11 protein-coding genes are annotated in these 17133 nt (G+C 63.7%); 10 read left to right on the top strand and 1 reads right to left on the bottom strand.

Features of this window, described 5'->3' with window-relative positions; translation table 11 throughout:
* Positions 1-120: 120 nt before the first annotated feature.
* Positions 121-1152, bottom strand: coding sequence for a histone deacetylase family protein (locus NKH80_RS08590; RefSeq protein ID WP_352702840.1), 1032 nt, complete (start codon positions 1150-1152; stop codon positions 121-123).
* 141 nt (positions 1153-1293) lie between these two features.
* Here NKH80_RS08590 and NKH80_RS08585 point away from each other — a divergent pair, with 141 nt between their 5' ends.
* From NKH80_RS08585 to NKH80_RS08540, 10 genes are all read left to right on the top strand, one after another.
* Entirely contained in the window at positions 1294-2961 is a 1668-nt protein-coding gene (locus tag NKH80_RS08585; RefSeq protein WP_352990933.1) for an amidohydrolase, read from the top strand.
* Between the two features lie 139 nt (positions 2962-3100).
* Positions 3101-4195, top strand: a complete 1095-nt coding sequence (locus NKH80_RS08580; protein WP_352478297.1) for an ABC transporter ATP-binding protein — start codon at positions 3101-3103, stop codon at positions 4193-4195.
* A complete protein-coding gene (locus NKH80_RS08575; protein ID WP_352478299.1) occupies positions 4195-5115 on the top strand; it encodes an ABC transporter permease in 921 nt (306 codons plus the stop codon). Before NKH80_RS08580 ends, NKH80_RS08575 begins: the two co-directional genes overlap by 1 nt.
* The gene (locus NKH80_RS08570) at positions 5108-5908 is read left to right on the top strand and encodes an ABC transporter permease (RefSeq protein ID WP_352478301.1); all 801 of its coding nucleotides are present in this window, start codon (positions 5108-5110) and stop codon (positions 5906-5908) included. The genes NKH80_RS08575 and NKH80_RS08570 overlap by 8 nt, the downstream gene beginning before the upstream one ends.
* A gap of 23 nt (positions 5909-5931) precedes the next feature.
* Positions 5932-6966 (top strand): ABC transporter substrate-binding protein, encoded by a 1035-nt coding sequence (locus tag NKH80_RS08565; RefSeq protein ID WP_352990930.1) that lies wholly within the window; start codon positions 5932-5934, stop codon positions 6964-6966.
* Between the two features lie 64 nt (positions 6967-7030).
* On the top strand, positions 7031-8227 hold the full coding sequence (locus tag NKH80_RS08560) for a serine hydrolase domain-containing protein (RefSeq protein WP_352990927.1): 1197 nt from the start codon (positions 7031-7033) through the stop codon (positions 8225-8227).
* Between the two features lie 25 nt (positions 8228-8252).
* The gene (locus NKH80_RS08555; protein ID WP_352990924.1) at positions 8253-9434 is read left to right on the top strand and encodes a serine hydrolase domain-containing protein; all 1182 of its coding nucleotides are present in this window, start codon (positions 8253-8255) and stop codon (positions 9432-9434) included.
* A 123-nt stretch (positions 9435-9557) separates the two neighbouring features.
* Entirely contained in the window at positions 9558-11870 is a 2313-nt protein-coding gene (locus tag NKH80_RS08550; protein ID WP_352990921.1) for a Tex family protein, read from the top strand.
* 238 nt (positions 11871-12108) lie between these two features.
* Entirely contained in the window at positions 12109-13314 is a 1206-nt protein-coding gene (locus NKH80_RS08545; RefSeq protein ID WP_352689981.1) for an acyl-CoA dehydrogenase, read from the top strand.
* Between the two features lie 447 nt (positions 13315-13761).
* On the top strand, positions 13762-17133 hold the full coding sequence (locus NKH80_RS08540; RefSeq protein ID WP_352689982.1) for a transglutaminase family protein: 3372 nt from the start codon (positions 13762-13764) through the stop codon (positions 17131-17133).

The following is a 17133-nucleotide window of genomic DNA, read 5'->3' as shown; positions in this document are numbered from 1 at the left end:
CGTCGCAAAGGGCGAACGCATTCTGGAAAAACATCATGGTCCAACAACAAGATAGCGCCGGCCCGCCGTGGCGCTCGCCGCGCCGAGTGCGCCATATGAGTTGCGGGCACGGCGGCACTTTTAGCGGTCCTCGAAACCGGTCAGCACGCCGACGGCGTTGATGCCGATCTCCTCGACGGCGTAGCCGCCTTCCATGACGAACAGCGTCGGCAGGCCGAGCCTGGCGATGCGGCGGCCGATCCTGGGATAGTCGCCCGTTTTCAGCTTGAACTGGCTGATCGGGTCCTTCTCGAAGGTGTCGACGCCGAGCGAAACCACGACGACGTCAGGAGCATAAGCCAAAAGCCTCGTGCAGGCGTCCTCAAGTGAGGCGTTCCACACCTCCCAGCCGGTGCCGAAGGGCATCGGATAATTGTCGTTGAAGCCTTCGCCGTCGCCCTCGCCGCGCTCGTCGGCATGGCCGAGGAAGAAGGGATATTCGGTCATCGGATCGCCATGCAGGTTCAGCACCTGCACGTCGCCGCGGCGGTAGAAGATCTCCTGGGTGCCGTTGCCGTGGTGATAATCGACGTCGAGGATCGACACGCGCCCGGCGCCATGGTCGCGAAACCATTGCGCGGCGACGGCGGCGTTGTTGATGAAGCAATAGCCGCCCATGAAGGCTGCGCCGGCATGGTGCCCCGGCGGTCGGCAGAGCGCGAAGGCCGAACGGTCACCGGCCTTGACCAACGCGGCGGCTGTCAGCGCGACGTCATAGGACGACTTGATCGCGTCCCATGTACCTTTGACGAACGTCGCGCCGCCATCGAAGGAGTAGAAGCCGAGCAGCGCATCGATGCCATTCGGTCGCACGTCGCCGCGCAGGCCGCGCGTCGGCCAGGTGAAGGGAATGGCCGAACCGCTGCGGCCCGATGCTTCCCAGAGCGGCCACACGGTCGGCAGGAAATCGATGTAGTCGCTGTCATGCACCTTCCTGGCGGCGGCGAGGTCGTGGATTTCCGGCGGCAGGATCGGACCGAGTTTTTCGCTCTCCACCCGCGCCCTGATGAACTCGGCGCGCGAAGGCTTTTCAAATGCGGGCACGATGGCGCCGGCGATCAATTCGACATTGCCGGAATGGCCGGCATGGAGAGGCGAAAAAACAGTCTTCATGAACTTGTTCCGTGGTGAGACGCGGCGACCCTAACCGTCCTGCATGGCCCTCCACAAGGCGCTGGGCCAACCGGCCATGGCTTGCTGGCCCGGCAGCCGGTCGTCTAGCCTGTCGGCAGCGCAACCGAACCGCGGGTAATCATGAGTTCAAATGCCGACCTGATCGTCACCAATGCCCGTGTGCTGACCATGGACGAAGGCAATCCGACGGCCGAGGCGGTGGCGATAAAGGACGGCAACATCCTGGCGGTCGGCGATCGCCGGACGGTCGAGGCGCTGAAAGGGCCGGCCACGAAGGTCATCGATGCGCAAGGCGGGTCGGTGGTGCCGGGCTTCATCGAAGCGCATATGCATCTTTTCGGCGGCGCGGCCGAACTCGACAATCTGCACCTTCAGGGCGTGCATGGCTTCGATGCGCTGAGCGAAGCGATCCGTGCCTACGCGGCGGCACGACCGTACGCCAAGCTGCTGCTTGGGGCCGGCGTCGACTACACCATCCTGTCCAGGGAAGAGCCGGTCACCCGCCACCATCTCGACCGCATCATCCCCGACCGGCCGTTCGCGATGTCGGCTTCCGATCACCACACGATGTGGGCCAATACCAAGGCGCTGGAGCTGGCCGGCATCCTGCACGGCAGACAACTCGGGCCCGGCAACGAGATCGTCATGGGCGCCGACGGCCTCGCGGCCGGCGAATTGCGCGAGGGCGAGGCGTTCGGGCCGATCCTCGAGCTTTCCGGGCAGAACCGCGTGCGGCTCGGCCTTGCGACAGGCGGCGAGCCCGAGCCGTACCCTTCCGCCGCCGAAGTCGCTGCCGATCGCGACCTGATGCATCGCGGGCTGGAATGGTGCGCCCGCCACGGCATCACCTCGATCCAGAACATGGACGGCAATTTTTACCAGCTCGAGCTACTTGCCGGTTTGGAGCAGGAAGGGCGGCTGCTCTGCCGCACCAAGATACCTTTTCATTTCAAGAACTTCATGACGCTCGACAGGCTGGAAAAAGCGTCGAGGATGGCCTCCGCCTACCGATCGGAATGGCTGTCGTCCGGCATGGTCAAGATGTTTTATGACGGCGTGCTGGAAGGCTGGACCGCGGTCATGGTCGATGACTATGCCGACCGGCCGGGCTGGCGCGGTGAGCCGCTGTTCACGCCGGAGCATTTCGCCGAGGTGGCGCTGGAGGCCGACCGACGCGGCCTGCAGATCGCCGTGCATTCGATAGGCGACGGCACGGTGCGCGCGGTCCTCGACGGTTACGAGGCGGCGCGGCGGAAGAACGGCAGGCGCGACAGCCGGCACCGCGTCGAGCACATCGAGGTTATCACCGGCGCCGACGTGCCACGCTTCGCCGAACTCGGCGTCATCGCCTCGATGCAGCCGCCGCACCCGCCCGGCGCCATGGACTTCCCGCTGGAACCGACGCTTTCGCGCATCGGCCGCGAAAGATGGCCGCTCAGCTATGCCTGGCGGACGCTGAAGCAGGCGGGCGCGCATGTCGTCTTCGCTTCCGACTGGCCGGTGTCGCGGGTCGACCCGATCCTGGGCATTCAGGCGGCGGTGCTGCGCAAACCATGGGCAGAAGGCGACCCCGACCAGAGCTTCTCGCTGATCGAGGCGCTTGCCGGCTACACGGTCGAAGGCGCCTATGCCGAATTCATGGAGCACCGTAAGGGCCGGCTGAAACCAGGCTATCTGGCCGATCTGGTGGTGCTGTCGGCCGATATCGAGGCGACTGAACCGCCTTCCTTGCACAAGGTGCATCCGGTCAGCACCATCTGCGGCGGCAAGATCACTTATCAGGTTTGATGATGGCGCTGACGATGGCACGGAGCTTGCGTTTTGAGCCGAGGCCCAGATGCGTGGTTGCCAAGCCGACCGGCATATGCTGACAATCGAATGGGAACTGGATCCGCCATCAAGAGCGGACATGAAAATGGGGTAATGCGTGCCGGATCAACCGGGTAAGAGTGCAATCGAGGTTCGCGGCGTCCGCAAGGTGTTCGGTATCGGGGACGCACAAGTCGCCGCCCTCGACACGGTTTCGGTGTCGATCCGCGAGAACGAGTTCTTCACGCTGCTAGGGCCGTCGGGCTGCGGAAAGACGACGCTGCTGCGGCTGATCGCCGGCTTCGACTTCCCCAGCGAAGGCGAAATCCTGCTGCACGGCCAGGACATCGCGCCGCTGCCGCCGTTCAAGCGGCCGGTCAACACCGTCTTCCAGTCCTATGCGCTGTTCCCGCACATGACGGTGGCCGAGAATATCGGCTTCGGCCTTGAGATGCTGGGCAAGCCGAAGACCGAAATCAAGGCGCGCGTCGCCGAGATGCTGAAGCTGGTCAAGATGGAAGCGCTGAGCGCCCGCCGCACCAGCCAGATCTCCGGCGGCCAGCAGCAGCGCGTGGCACTGGCGCGCGCGCTGGCGCCGCAGCCAAAAGTGCTGTTGCTCGACGAGCCATTGTCGGCGCTCGACTACAAGCTGCGCAAGGAAATGCAGATCGAACTGAAACGGCTGCAGCACCAGACCGGCATCACCTTCATCTTCGTTACCCATGACCAGGAAGAAGCGCTGACCATGTCTGATCGCATCGCCGTGATGTCGGCTGGCAAGATCCTGCAAGTCGGCACGCCCTGGGACATCTATGACAAGCCAGCCGAGCGCTTCGTCGCCGACTTCATCGGCGAAACCAATTTCCTGACCGCGGCCATCACCGGCATCGGCAACGGCAAGGCGCGCGCGACACTAAAGTCCGGCGCGACGATCGACGCGACCGTGGCCGAGGGCTTCCAGCCGAAGGCGAATGCCACCCTGGTGGTCAGGCCGGAACACGCAAAGCTGACCGGCGGCAAGGGCGATCTTTCCGGAACCGTCGAAAACATCGTCTATTTCGGTACCGATACGCATATTCATGTCCAACTGGACAGCGGCGAAGCCTTCACCGTGCGCCAGCAGAACACGCGCAGCGCAGGCTGCGGTTTCGAGCGGGGCGACAAGGTCGGCGTCTCGATCGGCAACGATGCCGCGCAAGTGCTGAGGGATTGATGGCGAGCGCGGAAGAAGTCGCCAAGGCGGCCGAGCGGCGCGACATCCGCGACCGCTGGCTGCTGTCGGCGCCGGCCCTGCTGATCATCTTCCTGGCAGCGACCGGCCCATTGCTGATCGTGTTGGTCTATTCGTTCCTGACACCCGGTCCTTACGGCGACGTGAAGTGGCAATTCTCGCCGGAGGCGTGGATTTCGGTGTTCATGGAACGCGACATCTTCGACGACACGCTGTCGCTCGCCGCTGCCCATGTCACCATCTTTTGGCGCTCGATCAAGCTTGCCATCGTGACCACGCTCGCCACCCTGGTCCTTGGTTTTCCTACCGCCTATTTCATGGCAACGCGCAGCGAGAAGACGCGCGATCTCTGGCTGTTCCTGATCACCATACCGTTCTGGACCAACTTGCTGATCCGCACTTTCGCCGTGCTGCAGATCATCCGCAACGAAGGGCTGATCAACACGGTGCTGCTCAAGCTCGGCATTATCTCCGCGCCGATCCAGATACTCTTCACCGACACGGCGATCCTTATCGGTATGGCCTATGTCTATCTGCCGCTGATGGTGCTGCCGATCTATGCCAGCATGGAGAAGCTCGACTTCCGGCTGGTCGAAGCCGGCTACGATCTTTATGCGACGCGCTTCCAGGTGCTCAGGCGCATCATTTTCCCGCTGGTCAAGCCCGGCGTCGTCGCTGGCTCGATCCTCGTCTTCATCCCGGCGCTGGGCGCCTATGTCACGCCGAGCCTATTGGGCGGCGGCAAGAACATGATGCTTTCCAACCTGATTGAATTGCAGTTCGGGCAAGGCCGCAACTGGCCGCTCGGCTCGGCGCTGTCGATCGCCGTGATGGTCATCGTCATGGTGGCGCTGCTTGCCTATGTGCGCAATGCCGGACAATCGGAGATGCGTCATGGCTAGCAGCTTCTCCATCAAGCATCAGTCCGGCTTCACCGCGATCGCCGCCACCTGCTTCGTCGTGCTTTATCTGCCGATCGTCGTGCTCGTCGTCTATGCCTTCAACGCCGCGACCTCGACGTCGGAATGGGGCGGCTTTTCGCTCAAATGGTTCCAGTCGGCATGGCAGAACACGCAAGTCATAGACGCCACCTTGCGTTCCTTTCAGATCGGCGCCACGGCGGCGATCCTGGCCACCGTCTTCGCCACCATGGCGGCGCTCGCTACCACGCGCACGCCGCCCTATCCCGGCCTGACCTTCAAATATGCCGCCATCAACCAGCCTTTGATGGTGCCCGAGATCGTCACTGGCGTGGCGTTGCTGATCTTTTTTTCGCGCATAAAGATATTCACCGGCTATTCGGGGCTCGGCTATCTGATCGCCGCGCATACCGCGTTTTGCATTCCCTTTGCCTATCTGCCGATCCGGGCGCGGCTGGAGAACATGGACCTGACGCTGGAGCGCGCCGCCGCCGATCTCTACGCGACGCCGTGGCAGACGTTCAGGCGCATTACATTGCCGCTGCTGTGGCCCGGCATTCTGGCGGGACTGATGTTGGCCTTCGTCATCTCGCTCGACGATGTTGTCATCACCGAGTTCGTGAAATCGGGCGGCCAGGACACGCTGCCGACCTACATGCTTGGCCAGATACGTCGAGGGATAACGCCGGAGATCAACGCGATATCGACCGTGTTCCTGCTCTTGTCGGTCGCCATCGTGACGTTGTTTTTCTTCATCAGCAGGAAGCGGGACTAAACATGAAAATGGGAGCTAAGACCATGAACTGGAAGACCACGGCGACCGCCATCGGGCTGGCGCTGCTCGCCTCGACGAGCCTTGCTCGCGCCGACGGTGAGCTCAACATCTACAATTGGGGCAACTACACCAGCCCCGATGTGATCAAAAAGTTCGAGCAGAAATACAACGTCAAGGTGACCATCACCGATTACGATTCGAACGATACGGCGCTGGCCAAAGTTCGCCAGGGCGGCACCGGCTTCGACATCGCGGTGCCTTCGCAAACGTTCGTGCCGATCTGGATCAAGGAAGGCCTCGTGCAGGAGACCGATCCCGGCAAGATGGAGAACTTCAAGAACGTGGCGCCAGAATGGGCCAATCCCGATTTCGATCCCGGCCGCAAATATTCCGTGCCGTGGGCCTGGGGCACGGTGGGCATCGTGGTGAACACCGATGTCTACAAGGGGCCGTCGGACACTTGGGGCGTCATCTTCAACACACCCGACGAATTGAAGGGCAAGGTCAACGTCGTGCCGGAAATGAACGACGTCATGTTCGCGGCGACCAAATATGTCGGCGGCGCGCAATGCGCCAGCGACAAGGAAACGCTGAAGAAGGTGCGTGACACGCTGGTTGCTGCCAAGCCGAACTGGATCGCGATGGAATACAATACCATCGAGAAAATGGGCGCCGGCGATTTCAAGGCAACCAGCGACTGGAACGGCTCAGCCCTGCGCCAGCGGCTGGCGAATCCCAAGATCCACTATTTCTATCCCAAGGAAGGTTTTGGCCTCTGGAGCGACAATGTCATGGTCCTGAAGGACGCAAAGAATGTCGAGAACGCCAAGCTGTTCCAGAACTTCATCATGGATCCGGAAAACGCCGCCGGCCTGTCCGCCTTCCACCGCTACGCCAACGGCATTGCCGGTTCCGACAAGTACATGCCAGCCGATATGAAGGATGCGCCGGAAGTCATCATCCCGGAAGACGTCAAGGCGCATGGCGAGCTGCAAAAATTGTGTTCAGAGGAAGTGCAGGCCATCTACAGCAAGATCTGGATCGAACTGCAGAAGTAATCCACATCCGGACGAAACCCGGCGGCAATTGCCGCCGGGCCTTTTCCCGGCGATCGGACTGCCTATGATTTCTTATCGCAACAGCGAACCGGCGCCGCCGATCATGCAGGGTTCGCCGCCGCGGATGGTGCCGCCGAAGCTCGACTGGGACCGGCCGCCATGGAACCGCTGGGCGTTTCAGCATATTCGCGAAATCCTGCCGACCGTCGAGGTCTGGCGCGGCAATGGCCATCGCCACAGGCTGGAGCGAGCCGAGGTCGATCTCGACGTGCTGCCGGTGGGCGACAGCATGGGGCAGCCGACGACGCTGGCTGGACTGGTTGACGAGACTTACACCGACGGCTTCCTGGTGCTGAAGGGCGGCAAGGTCGCCTATGAGCGCTACTTCAACGGCATGACCGAGCGCACGCTGCATCTGTCGCAGTCGATGGCGAAGTCGGTCACCGCATCGGTGTTCGGCATACTGGTCGGACGCGGACTGATCGATCCGGGTTTGCCGGTGACCACCTATCTGCCGGAGCTGGAAGCGACCGGCTGGGAGGGCGCCAGCGTGCAGCATGTGCTCGACATGACGAGCGGGGTGCGCTTTTCCGAGGAATACACCGACCCCTATTCCGACATCGGCCAGGTCGATGTCGCCACCGGCTGGAAGCCGGTGCCGCCGGACAGCGATCCGGCCTTCCGCTGGCCGTCGCACATATTCGAGTTGATCCTGGGGCTTAAGGAAAAGAGCCGACCGCACGGCGCTGCCTTCGAATACCGCTCGATCGAGACCGACGTGCTTGCCTTCATCATGGAACGGGTGAGCGGCAAGCGCCTGGCGCAGCTGGTCTCGGAAGAGCTCTGGCAAAAGCTCGGCGCGGATGAAAGTGCCTGCTTCACCGTCGACAGCGCCGGTTATGCAGTTGCCGACGGCGGCTTCAACGCCACGCTGCGCGACTATGGCCGCTTCGGCCAGCTGATCCTCGACAATGGCGGCGGCGTGGTGCCGGCCGACTGGATCGAGGCGACGCGCAATGGCAGGCATGGACCGGACTTCAGTCCCAGCCTGCCGGAAGGCAGCTACCGCAACCAGTTCTGGATCGAGGACCCGCGCTCGCGGGCACTGATGTGCCGGGGCGTGTTCGGGCAGCTGATCCATATCGACTGGAACATGAAAATGGTCGTGGTGAAGCTTTCGAGCTATCCGGATTTTACCAACGTCGCCTATTCGGTGGCGACTTTGAAAGCCGTGCACGCGATCGCCGCGGCGCTCGCCTAGAACGCCAAGACCGAAGGAAGCTCCAATGGCCGGCAGGACCGCGTTCGAGACCAGGTATGGCTTTGCCCGAAACCAAGTGCTGCTCGGCAATTGGCGAGAAAGCCCGTTCAGCCGGTGGTCGTTCCAGAATGCCGGCGAGCTGGTGCCGAGCGCTGCCGTGGCGGCAAAGCCGGGCAGCAGCGAGGCGCCGGCGCAGGATTTCGGCGGGCTACTTGGTGAAAAGGTCGCTCTTGCAGGCGGCGCGGGGACTGTCGCAGCTTTTCTCAAGCGCTCCGATACCGACGCGCTGACGATCATGAAAGGCGGCAAATTCGTCGGCGACTGGTTCGCACCGCATATGGAGTTCGGGGCGCGCCACATCGTCTTTTCGATCAGCAAGTCGCTGACCGCGATTGTTGCCGGGATATTGGCAGGCGAGGGGATTTTCGATCCGCAGGCTCCGGTAAGCCGCTATCTGCCCGAAGCTGCCGGCTCGGCCTATGGCGATGCGAGTGTGCGGCACGTGCTCGACATGGGTGTCAGCCTCGACTTCGAAGAGGCCTATCTCGATCCGGAAAGCGCCTTCGCCCGCTATCGCCGCGCCATGCTGTGGAATCCAGGCGGGGGCACCGAGAGCCTGGCCACTTTCCTCATGACGCTGCAGGGCCTGACCGAGCCGCATGGCCGGACGTTCCGCTACCTTTCGCCCAATTCCGACCTGCTCGGCATCCTGCTCGAACGCGCGTCTGGCCAGCGTTTCGCCGATCTGATGCGCGAGAAATTATGGGAGCCGCTCGGCGCCGTCGGCGACGCCTCGGTGACAGTCGACATGGAAGGCACGGCGCGTACCGCCGGCGGCATTTCGGTGACACCGCGCGACCTTGCGCGCGTCGGCGAGATGATGCGGCAAGGTGGCGTGGCCAATGGCCGCCGCGTCGTGCCGGAAGCCTGGATGCGCGACACGACCGAAACCGGCGGTGACGCCGAGGCATGGCGGCGCGGCACGATGGCGTCCCTGTTTCCGCGTGGCCGGTATCGCAACAAATGGTACCAGACGGGCTCGGCAAGCGGCGCCTTCTGCGGCATCGGCATCCACGGCCAGTGGCTTTACGTCAATCCGATGGCCGAAATTGTGATCGCAAAGATGTCGTCGCAGCCGGTACCGGTCGACGATCCGCTCGATCTGGATATGATTTCTTTCTTCGAGGCGCTGAGCCGGATGGTCTGATCCGATCCGTACCGCTTATGCAGCTTTCCTGTGGACCTTTCAGCGGGTTGAAAACGCTGCGGTTGGCGCAGCGGGCGTCTCCGCCTATGGTCGCTGCTCTTTTCGACCAACGACAGGTAGGACATGGCATCCGACATCAAGCGCATCGCAACCATCATAGCCGCCGAAATCGGCGCGCGGCCCGAACAGGCTGCGGCGGCGATCGGTTTGCTGGACGACGGCGCGACAGTGCCGTTCGTGGCGCGTTACCGCAAGGAGGTCACCGGCGGCCTCGACGACACGCAGCTGCGCGATCTTGCCGAGCGGCTCGCCTATCTGCGCGAACTCGACGCGCGCCGCGACACCATCCTTGGTTCGATCCGCGAGCAGGGCAAGCTAACCGAGGGGCTTGAAGCGAAAATCGCTGCTGCCGTGACCAAGGCGGAACTCGAAGATATCTACCTGCCTTACAAGCCGAAGCGCCGGACCAAGGCCGAGATCGCGCGCGAGCGTGGGCTGGGCCCGCTGGCGGAAGCTATTCTCGCCGACCGTGCGGCCACGCCCGCCGAGCTGGCGCTGGCCTACATCAGCGAAGGCGTGGCAGACGCCAAGGCAGCGCTCGAGGGTGCGCGCGACATCCTGTCCGAGCAGTTCGCCGAGAATGCCGACCTGGTCGGCAGATTGCGGACTTATATGAAGGAACGCGCATTCCTGCGGTCGCGCGTCGTCGACGGCAAGCAGGAGGCCGGCGCCAAATTTTCGGACTATTTCGACCATGTAGAGCGCTGGGCCAACGTGCCGAGCCATCGCGCGCTGGCCATGCTGCGCGGCCGCAACGAGGAGGTTCTGTCGCTCGACATCGAGGTCGATGCCGACGATGCCTCGCCGGTGAAGCCGGTCGAGCGGATGATTGCCGATGCTTATGCCATCGGCCGCCAGTTGCCGGGAGACCGCTGGCTGATGGAAGTAGCCAGCTGGACCTGGCGCATAAAGCTGTCGCTGCACCTGACGCTCGATCTGATGCGGGACTTGCGTGAACGGGCCGAGGAAGAAGCGATCCATGTCTTCGCCCGCAATCTCAAGGATTTGCTGCTTGCCGCCCCTGCCGGCTCACGGCCGACGATGGGCCTCGATCCGGGCATTCGCACCGGCGTCAAGGTGGCGGTGGTGGACGGCACCGGCAAGCTGCTGGCGACGACGACGGTCTATCCGTTCCCGCCGAAGAATGATGTCCGCGGCACGCAGGCCGAACTGGCCAAGCTCATCCGGCTGCATAAAGTCGAGCTGATCTCGATCGGCAACGGCACCGGCAGCCGCGAGACTGAAAGGCTGGTGGCCGACATGCTGGCTGACATGCCTGCCGGGTCCGGGCCGAAGCCGCTCAAGGTGATCGTCAGCGAAGCCGGTGCCTCGGTCTATTCCGCCTCGGCAACGGCGGCGGCGGAATTTCCCGGCCTCGACGTGTCGCTGCGCGGGGCGGTGTCGATCGCCCGGCGCCTGCAGGATCCGCTCGCCGAACTGGTCAAGATCGAGCCGAAGTCGATCGGCGTCGGCCAGTATCAGCACGACGTCGATCAGTACCGCCTCGGCCGCTCGCTGGAAGCGGTGGTCGAGGATGCGGTCAACGCCGTCGGCGTCGACCTCAACACGGCGTCAGCGCCGCTTCTGGCGCGGGTTTCGGGTCTCGGCGCATCGCTGGCCGAGGCGATCGTTGCGCACCGGGACGCGACCGGCCCGTTCGCAAACCGCCGCGAGCTGTTGAAGGTCTCCCGCCTTGGACCCCGCGCGTTCGAGCAATGCGCCGGCTTCCTGCGCATTCCCGACGGCAGCGAGCCGCTCGATGCCTCCGCCGTGCATCCGGAAGCCTATGGCGTGGCCAAGAAGATCGTTGCGGCCTGCGGGCGCGACGTTCGCTCTCTGATGGGCGACAGCGCCGCACTCAAGGCGCTCGATCCGCGCGTCTTCGTCGATGAGCGCTTCGGCCTGCCGACGGTGCGCGACATCCTGGCGGAGCTGGAAAAGCCCGGCCGCGATCCGCGCCCCGGCTTCAAGACCGCGACCTTTGCCGATGGCATCGACGACATCAAGGATCTGAAGCCCGGCATGCAGCTTGAAGGCACCGTCACCAATGTCGCGGCCTTCGGTGCCTTCGTCGATATCGGCGTGCACCAGGACGGATTGGTGCACGTCTCGCAACTGGCTGATCGGTTCATCAAGGACGCGCATGAGGTGGTCAAGGCCGGCGACGTGGTCAAGGTGCGTGTCGTCGACGTCGATATCAAGCGCAAGCGCATCGGCCTGTCGATGCGCAAGGATGGCGACGGTGGCGCACCGAAGCCACGCGACAATGGCAGCAGGCCGGTGCCGCGCGCGCCGGCGCCCCAACGCCAGTCGGAGCGGCCGGCGCAGCAGGGCGCGTTCGGCGCCGCGTTGGCCGATGCGTTGAAGCGGAAATAATTCGCGAGCCGGGCTGTGGCAGGTCAGACGGCGGCGCTCGACATTGATGATCCATCACCAATGCTCATGGATCGGCGAAGCTATTTCGTTTGATTTTTTCAGGACGGGAGCCGATAAGCCGCGCGTTTCAAGATTTCTGTTTCGATGCATGTCGTTATCTCCAGGCTGCCGAACACCCTCGGGTCAGGCCCGCGGGCAAGCTTTGGGCGACATGCACGAGTTTGGGAGACCGAGAGCCATGGCCGCCGACAAGAACGCATTCGTCTGGGATGATCCTTTCCTGATCGAGGACCAGCTTTCGGAGGACGAGCGCATGGTGCGCGATGGCGCCGCGGCGTTTGCCGCCGACAAGCTCGCTCCGAAGATCGAGGAAGCCTACCTCGAGGAAAAGACCGACGCCGGGATCTTTCGCGAAATGGGCGAGGCGGGTCTGCTCGGCATCACCATCCCCGAGGAATATGGCGGGCTCGGCGCCAACTACGTCACCTACGGGCTGGTCGCGCGGGAAGTGGAGCGGATCGATTCCGGCTATCGGTCGATGATGAGCGTGCAGTCGTCGCTGGTGATGTATCCGATCCATGCCTATGGCTCGGAAGAACAACGCAGGAAATACCTGCCGAAGCTGGCGTCGGGCGAATGGATCGGCTGCTTTGGCTTGACCGAACCTGATGCCGGTTCCGACCCGGGCGGCATGAAGACGCGGGCCGAGAAGACCGCGAACGGCTACAGGATCTCCGGCTCGAAAATGTGGATTTCCAACGCGCCGATCGCCGACATTTTCGTCGTTTGGGCAAAGTTGTCCGACGAAAGTGGGGGCGCGCATGACAACCAGATTCGCGGCTTTGTCCTGGAAAAGGGCATGAACGGGCTGTCGGCGCCGAAGATCGGCGGCAAGCTGTCGCTTCGCGCGTCGATCACCGGCGAAGTGGTGATGGAAGGCGTCGAGGTCGGCGAGGACGCGCTGCTGCCCAATGTCTCGGGTCTCAAAGGACCGTTCGGCTGCCTCAACCGGGCGCGCTACGGCATCTCCTGGGGTGCGATGGGCGCGGCGGAGGATTGCTGGCACCGTGCTCGCCAGTATGGCCTCGACCGCAAGCAGTTCGGCAAGCCGCTGGCCGGCACGCAGCTTTTCCAGAAGAAGCTCGCCGACATGCAGACCGAGATCGCGCTCGGCCTGCAGGGCAGCCTGCGCGTCGGGCGGCTTATGGACGAAGGCAAGATGGCGCCGGAGATGATCTCGCTGGTCAAGCGCAACAATTGCGGCAAGGCGCTCGACATCGCCCGCCAAGCCCGCGACATGCATGGCGGCAACGGCATCCAGATCGGCTACCACGTCATGCGCCACGCGCAGAACCTGGAGACGGTCAACACCTATGAGGGCACGCATGACGTGCATGCGCTGATCCTCGGACGGGCGCAGACCGGGTTGCAGGCGTTCTTTTAGCATCGGCAGGGGTCCTCCGCTTCCAGGGGGCCATTGCCTGGCATCTCCCCCGCAAGGCGGGCGATCGGCAGCTTTCGTCGGCGGTGCCACATTTTGTTCTTGCTTTGTGCCGGCAGCTATGCTACTAATTTGGATATGGTGCTAATTGGCTCCAACGACCCGCCCGCCGAGGCGGGTTTTTCTTTTCCGCTGTTTTCGACGAAGCATCGCGTGTGCTGCCGATCATCGATATCGGCGGGAAGCGCCCGGTGCTGGACCCGCCGCACCTCGGCCCAGCACCGTTGCAACGTCATGCCGCCACGCGGAATCCCAAGGTCGGCGCTCCGTTTCGTGAAGCTATGAAAGCTTCTTAATTTAGGTGCAGCGCAACATCTCTGCTTGGAGAATGCTCAGCATTCGTGTCAGGGTTCAGCGAACTCCTTTTGAAACGCCGACCTCAGGGGCACCATGGCAATTCTGGCAGCCGTCTATCACCTGACCCACTACAAATACGACAGGCCGGTCGTCTTGGGCCCGCAAGTCATAAGGTTGCAGCCTGCGCCGCATTCCCGCACGAAAGTGCTCAGCCATTCGCTGAAGGTCGGGCCGGCAAATCACTTCGTCAATTTGCAGCAGGATCCCTACGGCAATTTCCTTGCCCGCTTCGTCTTCCCCGAGCCGGTGACGGAACTGAAGATCGAGGTCGATCTCGTTGCCGACATGACGGTCTACAATCCGTTCGATTTCTTCGTCGAGCCCTCGGCCGAGACGTTTCCGTTCGAATACCCCGAAGAGATCAGGGACGATCTGACCATCTACCGGACGCCGGAACCGGCGGGGCCGCTGTTGGAGGCATTCCTCAAAACCCTCGACCGCAGCCCGACCAACACCGTCAATTTTGTCGTCGACCTCAATGCGAGGCTGCAGCGCGAGATCGCCTATATCGTGCGCATGGAAACCGGCGTCTTCTCGCCCGAGGAAACGCTGGCCGCCGGCAAGGGGTCGTGCCGGGATTCCAGCTGGCTCCTGGTGCAGATACTGAGGAACCTCGGCATCGCTGCGCGCTTCGTTTCCGGCTACCTGATCCAGCTGAAGCCCGACCTCGTCGCGCTTGACGGACCGCCCGGCACCGCAGTCGACTTCACCGATCTCCATGCCTGGTGCGAGGTGTATCTGCCGGGCGCCGGCTGGATCGGCTTCGACCCGACCTCCGGCCTGCTCACCGGCGAAAGCCATGTGCCTCTCGCGGCAACGCCGCATTTCCGCAATGCCGCGCCGATCTCCGGCATGGCGAGCTTCGCCAATGTCGAGTTCGGCTTCGACATGCGGGTCGACCGCATCGCCGAGCATCCGCGCATTACCAAGCCGTTTTCCGACGAAAGCTGGCAGGCGCTCGATGCGCTGGGCAACCAGGTTGACGCCGCGCTTGATGCCGGCGACGTGCGGCTGACCATGGGCGGCGAGCCGACCTTCGTCTCGATCGACGATTTCGAGGCTGCAGAGTGGAACACCGCCGCCGTCGGGCCAACCAAACGCGAAAAGGCCGATGCGCTGATCCGCCGGCTGCGCGAGCGCTTCGCGCCGGGCGGCTTCCTGCATTACGGACAGGGCAAATGGTATCCCGGCGAAAGCCTGCCGCGCTGGACCTTCTCGCTCTACTGGCGCACCGACGGCGAGCCGGTGTGGAGCGACCCGTCGCTGATCGCGCATGAAAAGAGCGAGGCGGATGTCGGACCGATGCAGGCCGAGAGCCTGCTGACCGCGATTGCCGACGAACTCGGCATCGACAAGACGATGGTCAGCGAAGCCTATGAGGACCCCGCCGAATGGCTGCTCAAGGAAGGCAAGCTGCCTGACAACGTCGATCCTTCCAATTCGAAGCTGGAGGACCCGGAGGAGCGCAGCCGCATGGCGCGGGTGTTCGAACGCGGGCTGACCAAGCCGTCGGGCTATGTGCTGCCTGTCCAGCGCTGGAACAGCCAGGCGTCAGGACCGCGCTGGCGCTCGGAGAAGTGGAAGACGCGGCGCGGCAGGCTGTTCCTGGTGCCGGGAGATTCACCGGTAGGTTACCGCCTGCCGCTCGGCACGCTGCCTTACGTGCCGCCGGCGCAGTTCCCCTACATCGTGCCGGTCGACCCATCGCTGCCGCGCGGACCATTGCCGGCGCGTGAGGCGATCTTGCCCGATTCTGCTTCTTCGCCTGCGTCGGCCGAACTTGAAGGCGCCGACGAAATGGCGCGACGCCAGCAGGCCGTTTCCTTCACGGCCGTTACCGGCCAGCAGGACCGCGTCGAACAGGAGATCACCGAGATCGGCGGCGCCGTGCGCACGGCACTTTCGGCCGAGCCGCGCGACGGACGGCTTTGTGTGTTCATGCCGCCTGTCGAGGCGCTGGAGGACTATCTCGAACTGGTCGCGGCGGCGGAGAACGCGGCAAAGGCTATTGGCCTGCCTGTGCATATCGAGGGTTACGGCCCGCCGCACGATCCGCGCCTCAACGTCATCCGTGTGGCACCCGATCCCGGCGTCATCGAAGTCAATATCCACCCCGCCGCGAATTGGCAGGATTGCGTGGCGACGACCACGGCGATCTACGAGGAGGCGCGGCAGACGCGGCTTGGCGCCGACAAGTTCATGATCGATGGCCGCCATACCGGCACCGGCGGCGGCAACCACGTTGTCGTCGGCGGCGCAACGCCCAATGACAGTCCGTTCCTGCGCCGCCCCGACCTGTTGAAAAGCCTGGTGCTGCAGTGGCAGCGGCATCCGTCGCTGTCCTATCTGTTCTCCGGCCTGTTCATCGGCCCGACCAGCCAGGCGCCGCGCTTCGACGAGGCACGCCACGATTCGCTCTACGAACTCGAAATCGCGATGGCGCAGGTGCCGCATCCGGACAAGGGCGCGGCACCGCTGCCGTGGCTGGTCGACCGGCTGTTCCGCAACCTTCTGACCGACGTGACCGGCAATACCCATCGCTCGGAAATCTGCATCGACAAGCTATTTTCGCCGGACGGGCCGACCGGCCGGCTCGGGCTGGTCGAATTCCGCGGCTTCGAGATGCCGCCCAACGCGCGCATGAGCCTGGCGCAGCAATTGCTGGTGCGCGCCATCATCGCTCGGGCCTGGAAGAACCCGCTCGACGGCCGCTTCGTGCGCTGGGGCACCTCGCTGCACGACCGTTTCATGCTGCCGCATTATGTCTGGGCTGACTTTCTCGATGTGCTGGACGACCTCAAGCTGAACGGCTTTGCATTCCGTCCGGAATGGTTCGACGCCCAGCTCGAATTCCGCTTCCCGTTCTGCGGCGAGGTCCAGCATGCCGGTATCAAGCTGGAGCTCAGGCAGGCGCTGGAGCCGTGGCATGTGATGGGCGAGCAAGGCGCGATCGGCGGCACCGTGCGCTTTGTCGATTCCTCCGTCGAGCGGCTGCAGGTGAAGACCGAGGGGCTCAACCCGGAGCGTCACGCGGTCGTCTGCAACGGCCGCCTGGTGCCGATGAAGGTGACCGACAACCGCGAGATCGCGGTGGCCGGCGTGCGCTTCAAGGCCTGGCAGCCGGCGTCGGGCCTGCATCCGGCGCTGCCGGTCAACACGCCGCTGGTCTTCGACATCTATGACCGCTGGTCGGGCCGCGCGGTCGGCGGCTGCGTCTACCACGTCGCGCATCCCGGCGGGCGCAGCTACGACACGTTCCCCGTCAACGGCAACGAAGCGGAGGCGCGGCGGCTCGCCCGCTTCGAGCCGCGTGGCCATACGCCGTCCAGCTATGTGCTGCGCAACGAAGAAGGCTCTGAAGATTTCCCGATGACCCTTGACCTTCGGCGACCGCAAAGACTCTGA

The organism is Mesorhizobium sp. M0904 (assembly GCF_040319475.1).
GTDB lineage: Bacteria > Pseudomonadota > Alphaproteobacteria > Rhizobiales > Rhizobiaceae > Mesorhizobium.
This window is presented reverse-complemented; position numbering and strand designations above follow the sequence as displayed.

Bases quoted from the DNA above. Each gene is read 5' to 3' on its own strand.
- NKH80_RS08590 (WP_352702840.1), bottom strand. From the start codon at position 1,152: ATGAAGACTGTTTTTTCGCCTCTCCATGCCGGCCATTCCGGCAATGTC.
- NKH80_RS08585 (WP_352990933.1), top strand. From the start codon at position 1,294: ATGAGTTCAAATGCCGACCTGATCGTCACCAATGCCCGTGTGCTGACC.
- NKH80_RS08575 (WP_352478299.1), top strand. From the start codon at position 4,195: ATGGCGAGCGCGGAAGAAGTCGCCAAGGCGGCCGAGCGGCGCGACATC.
- NKH80_RS08570 (WP_352478301.1), top strand. From the start codon at position 5,108: ATGGCTAGCAGCTTCTCCATCAAGCATCAGTCCGGCTTCACCGCGATC.
- NKH80_RS08565 (WP_352990930.1), top strand. From the start codon at position 5,932: ATGAACTGGAAGACCACGGCGACCGCCATCGGGCTGGCGCTGCTCGCC.
- NKH80_RS08560 (WP_352990927.1), top strand. From the start codon at position 7,031: ATGATTTCTTATCGCAACAGCGAACCGGCGCCGCCGATCATGCAGGGT.
- NKH80_RS08555 (WP_352990924.1), top strand. From the start codon at position 8,253: ATGGCCGGCAGGACCGCGTTCGAGACCAGGTATGGCTTTGCCCGAAAC.
- NKH80_RS08550 (WP_352990921.1), top strand. From the start codon at position 9,558: ATGGCATCCGACATCAAGCGCATCGCAACCATCATAGCCGCCGAAATC.
- NKH80_RS08545 (WP_352689981.1), top strand. From the start codon at position 12,109: ATGGCCGCCGACAAGAACGCATTCGTCTGGGATGATCCTTTCCTGATC.
- NKH80_RS08540 (WP_352689982.1), top strand. From the start codon at position 13,762: ATGGCAATTCTGGCAGCCGTCTATCACCTGACCCACTACAAATACGAC.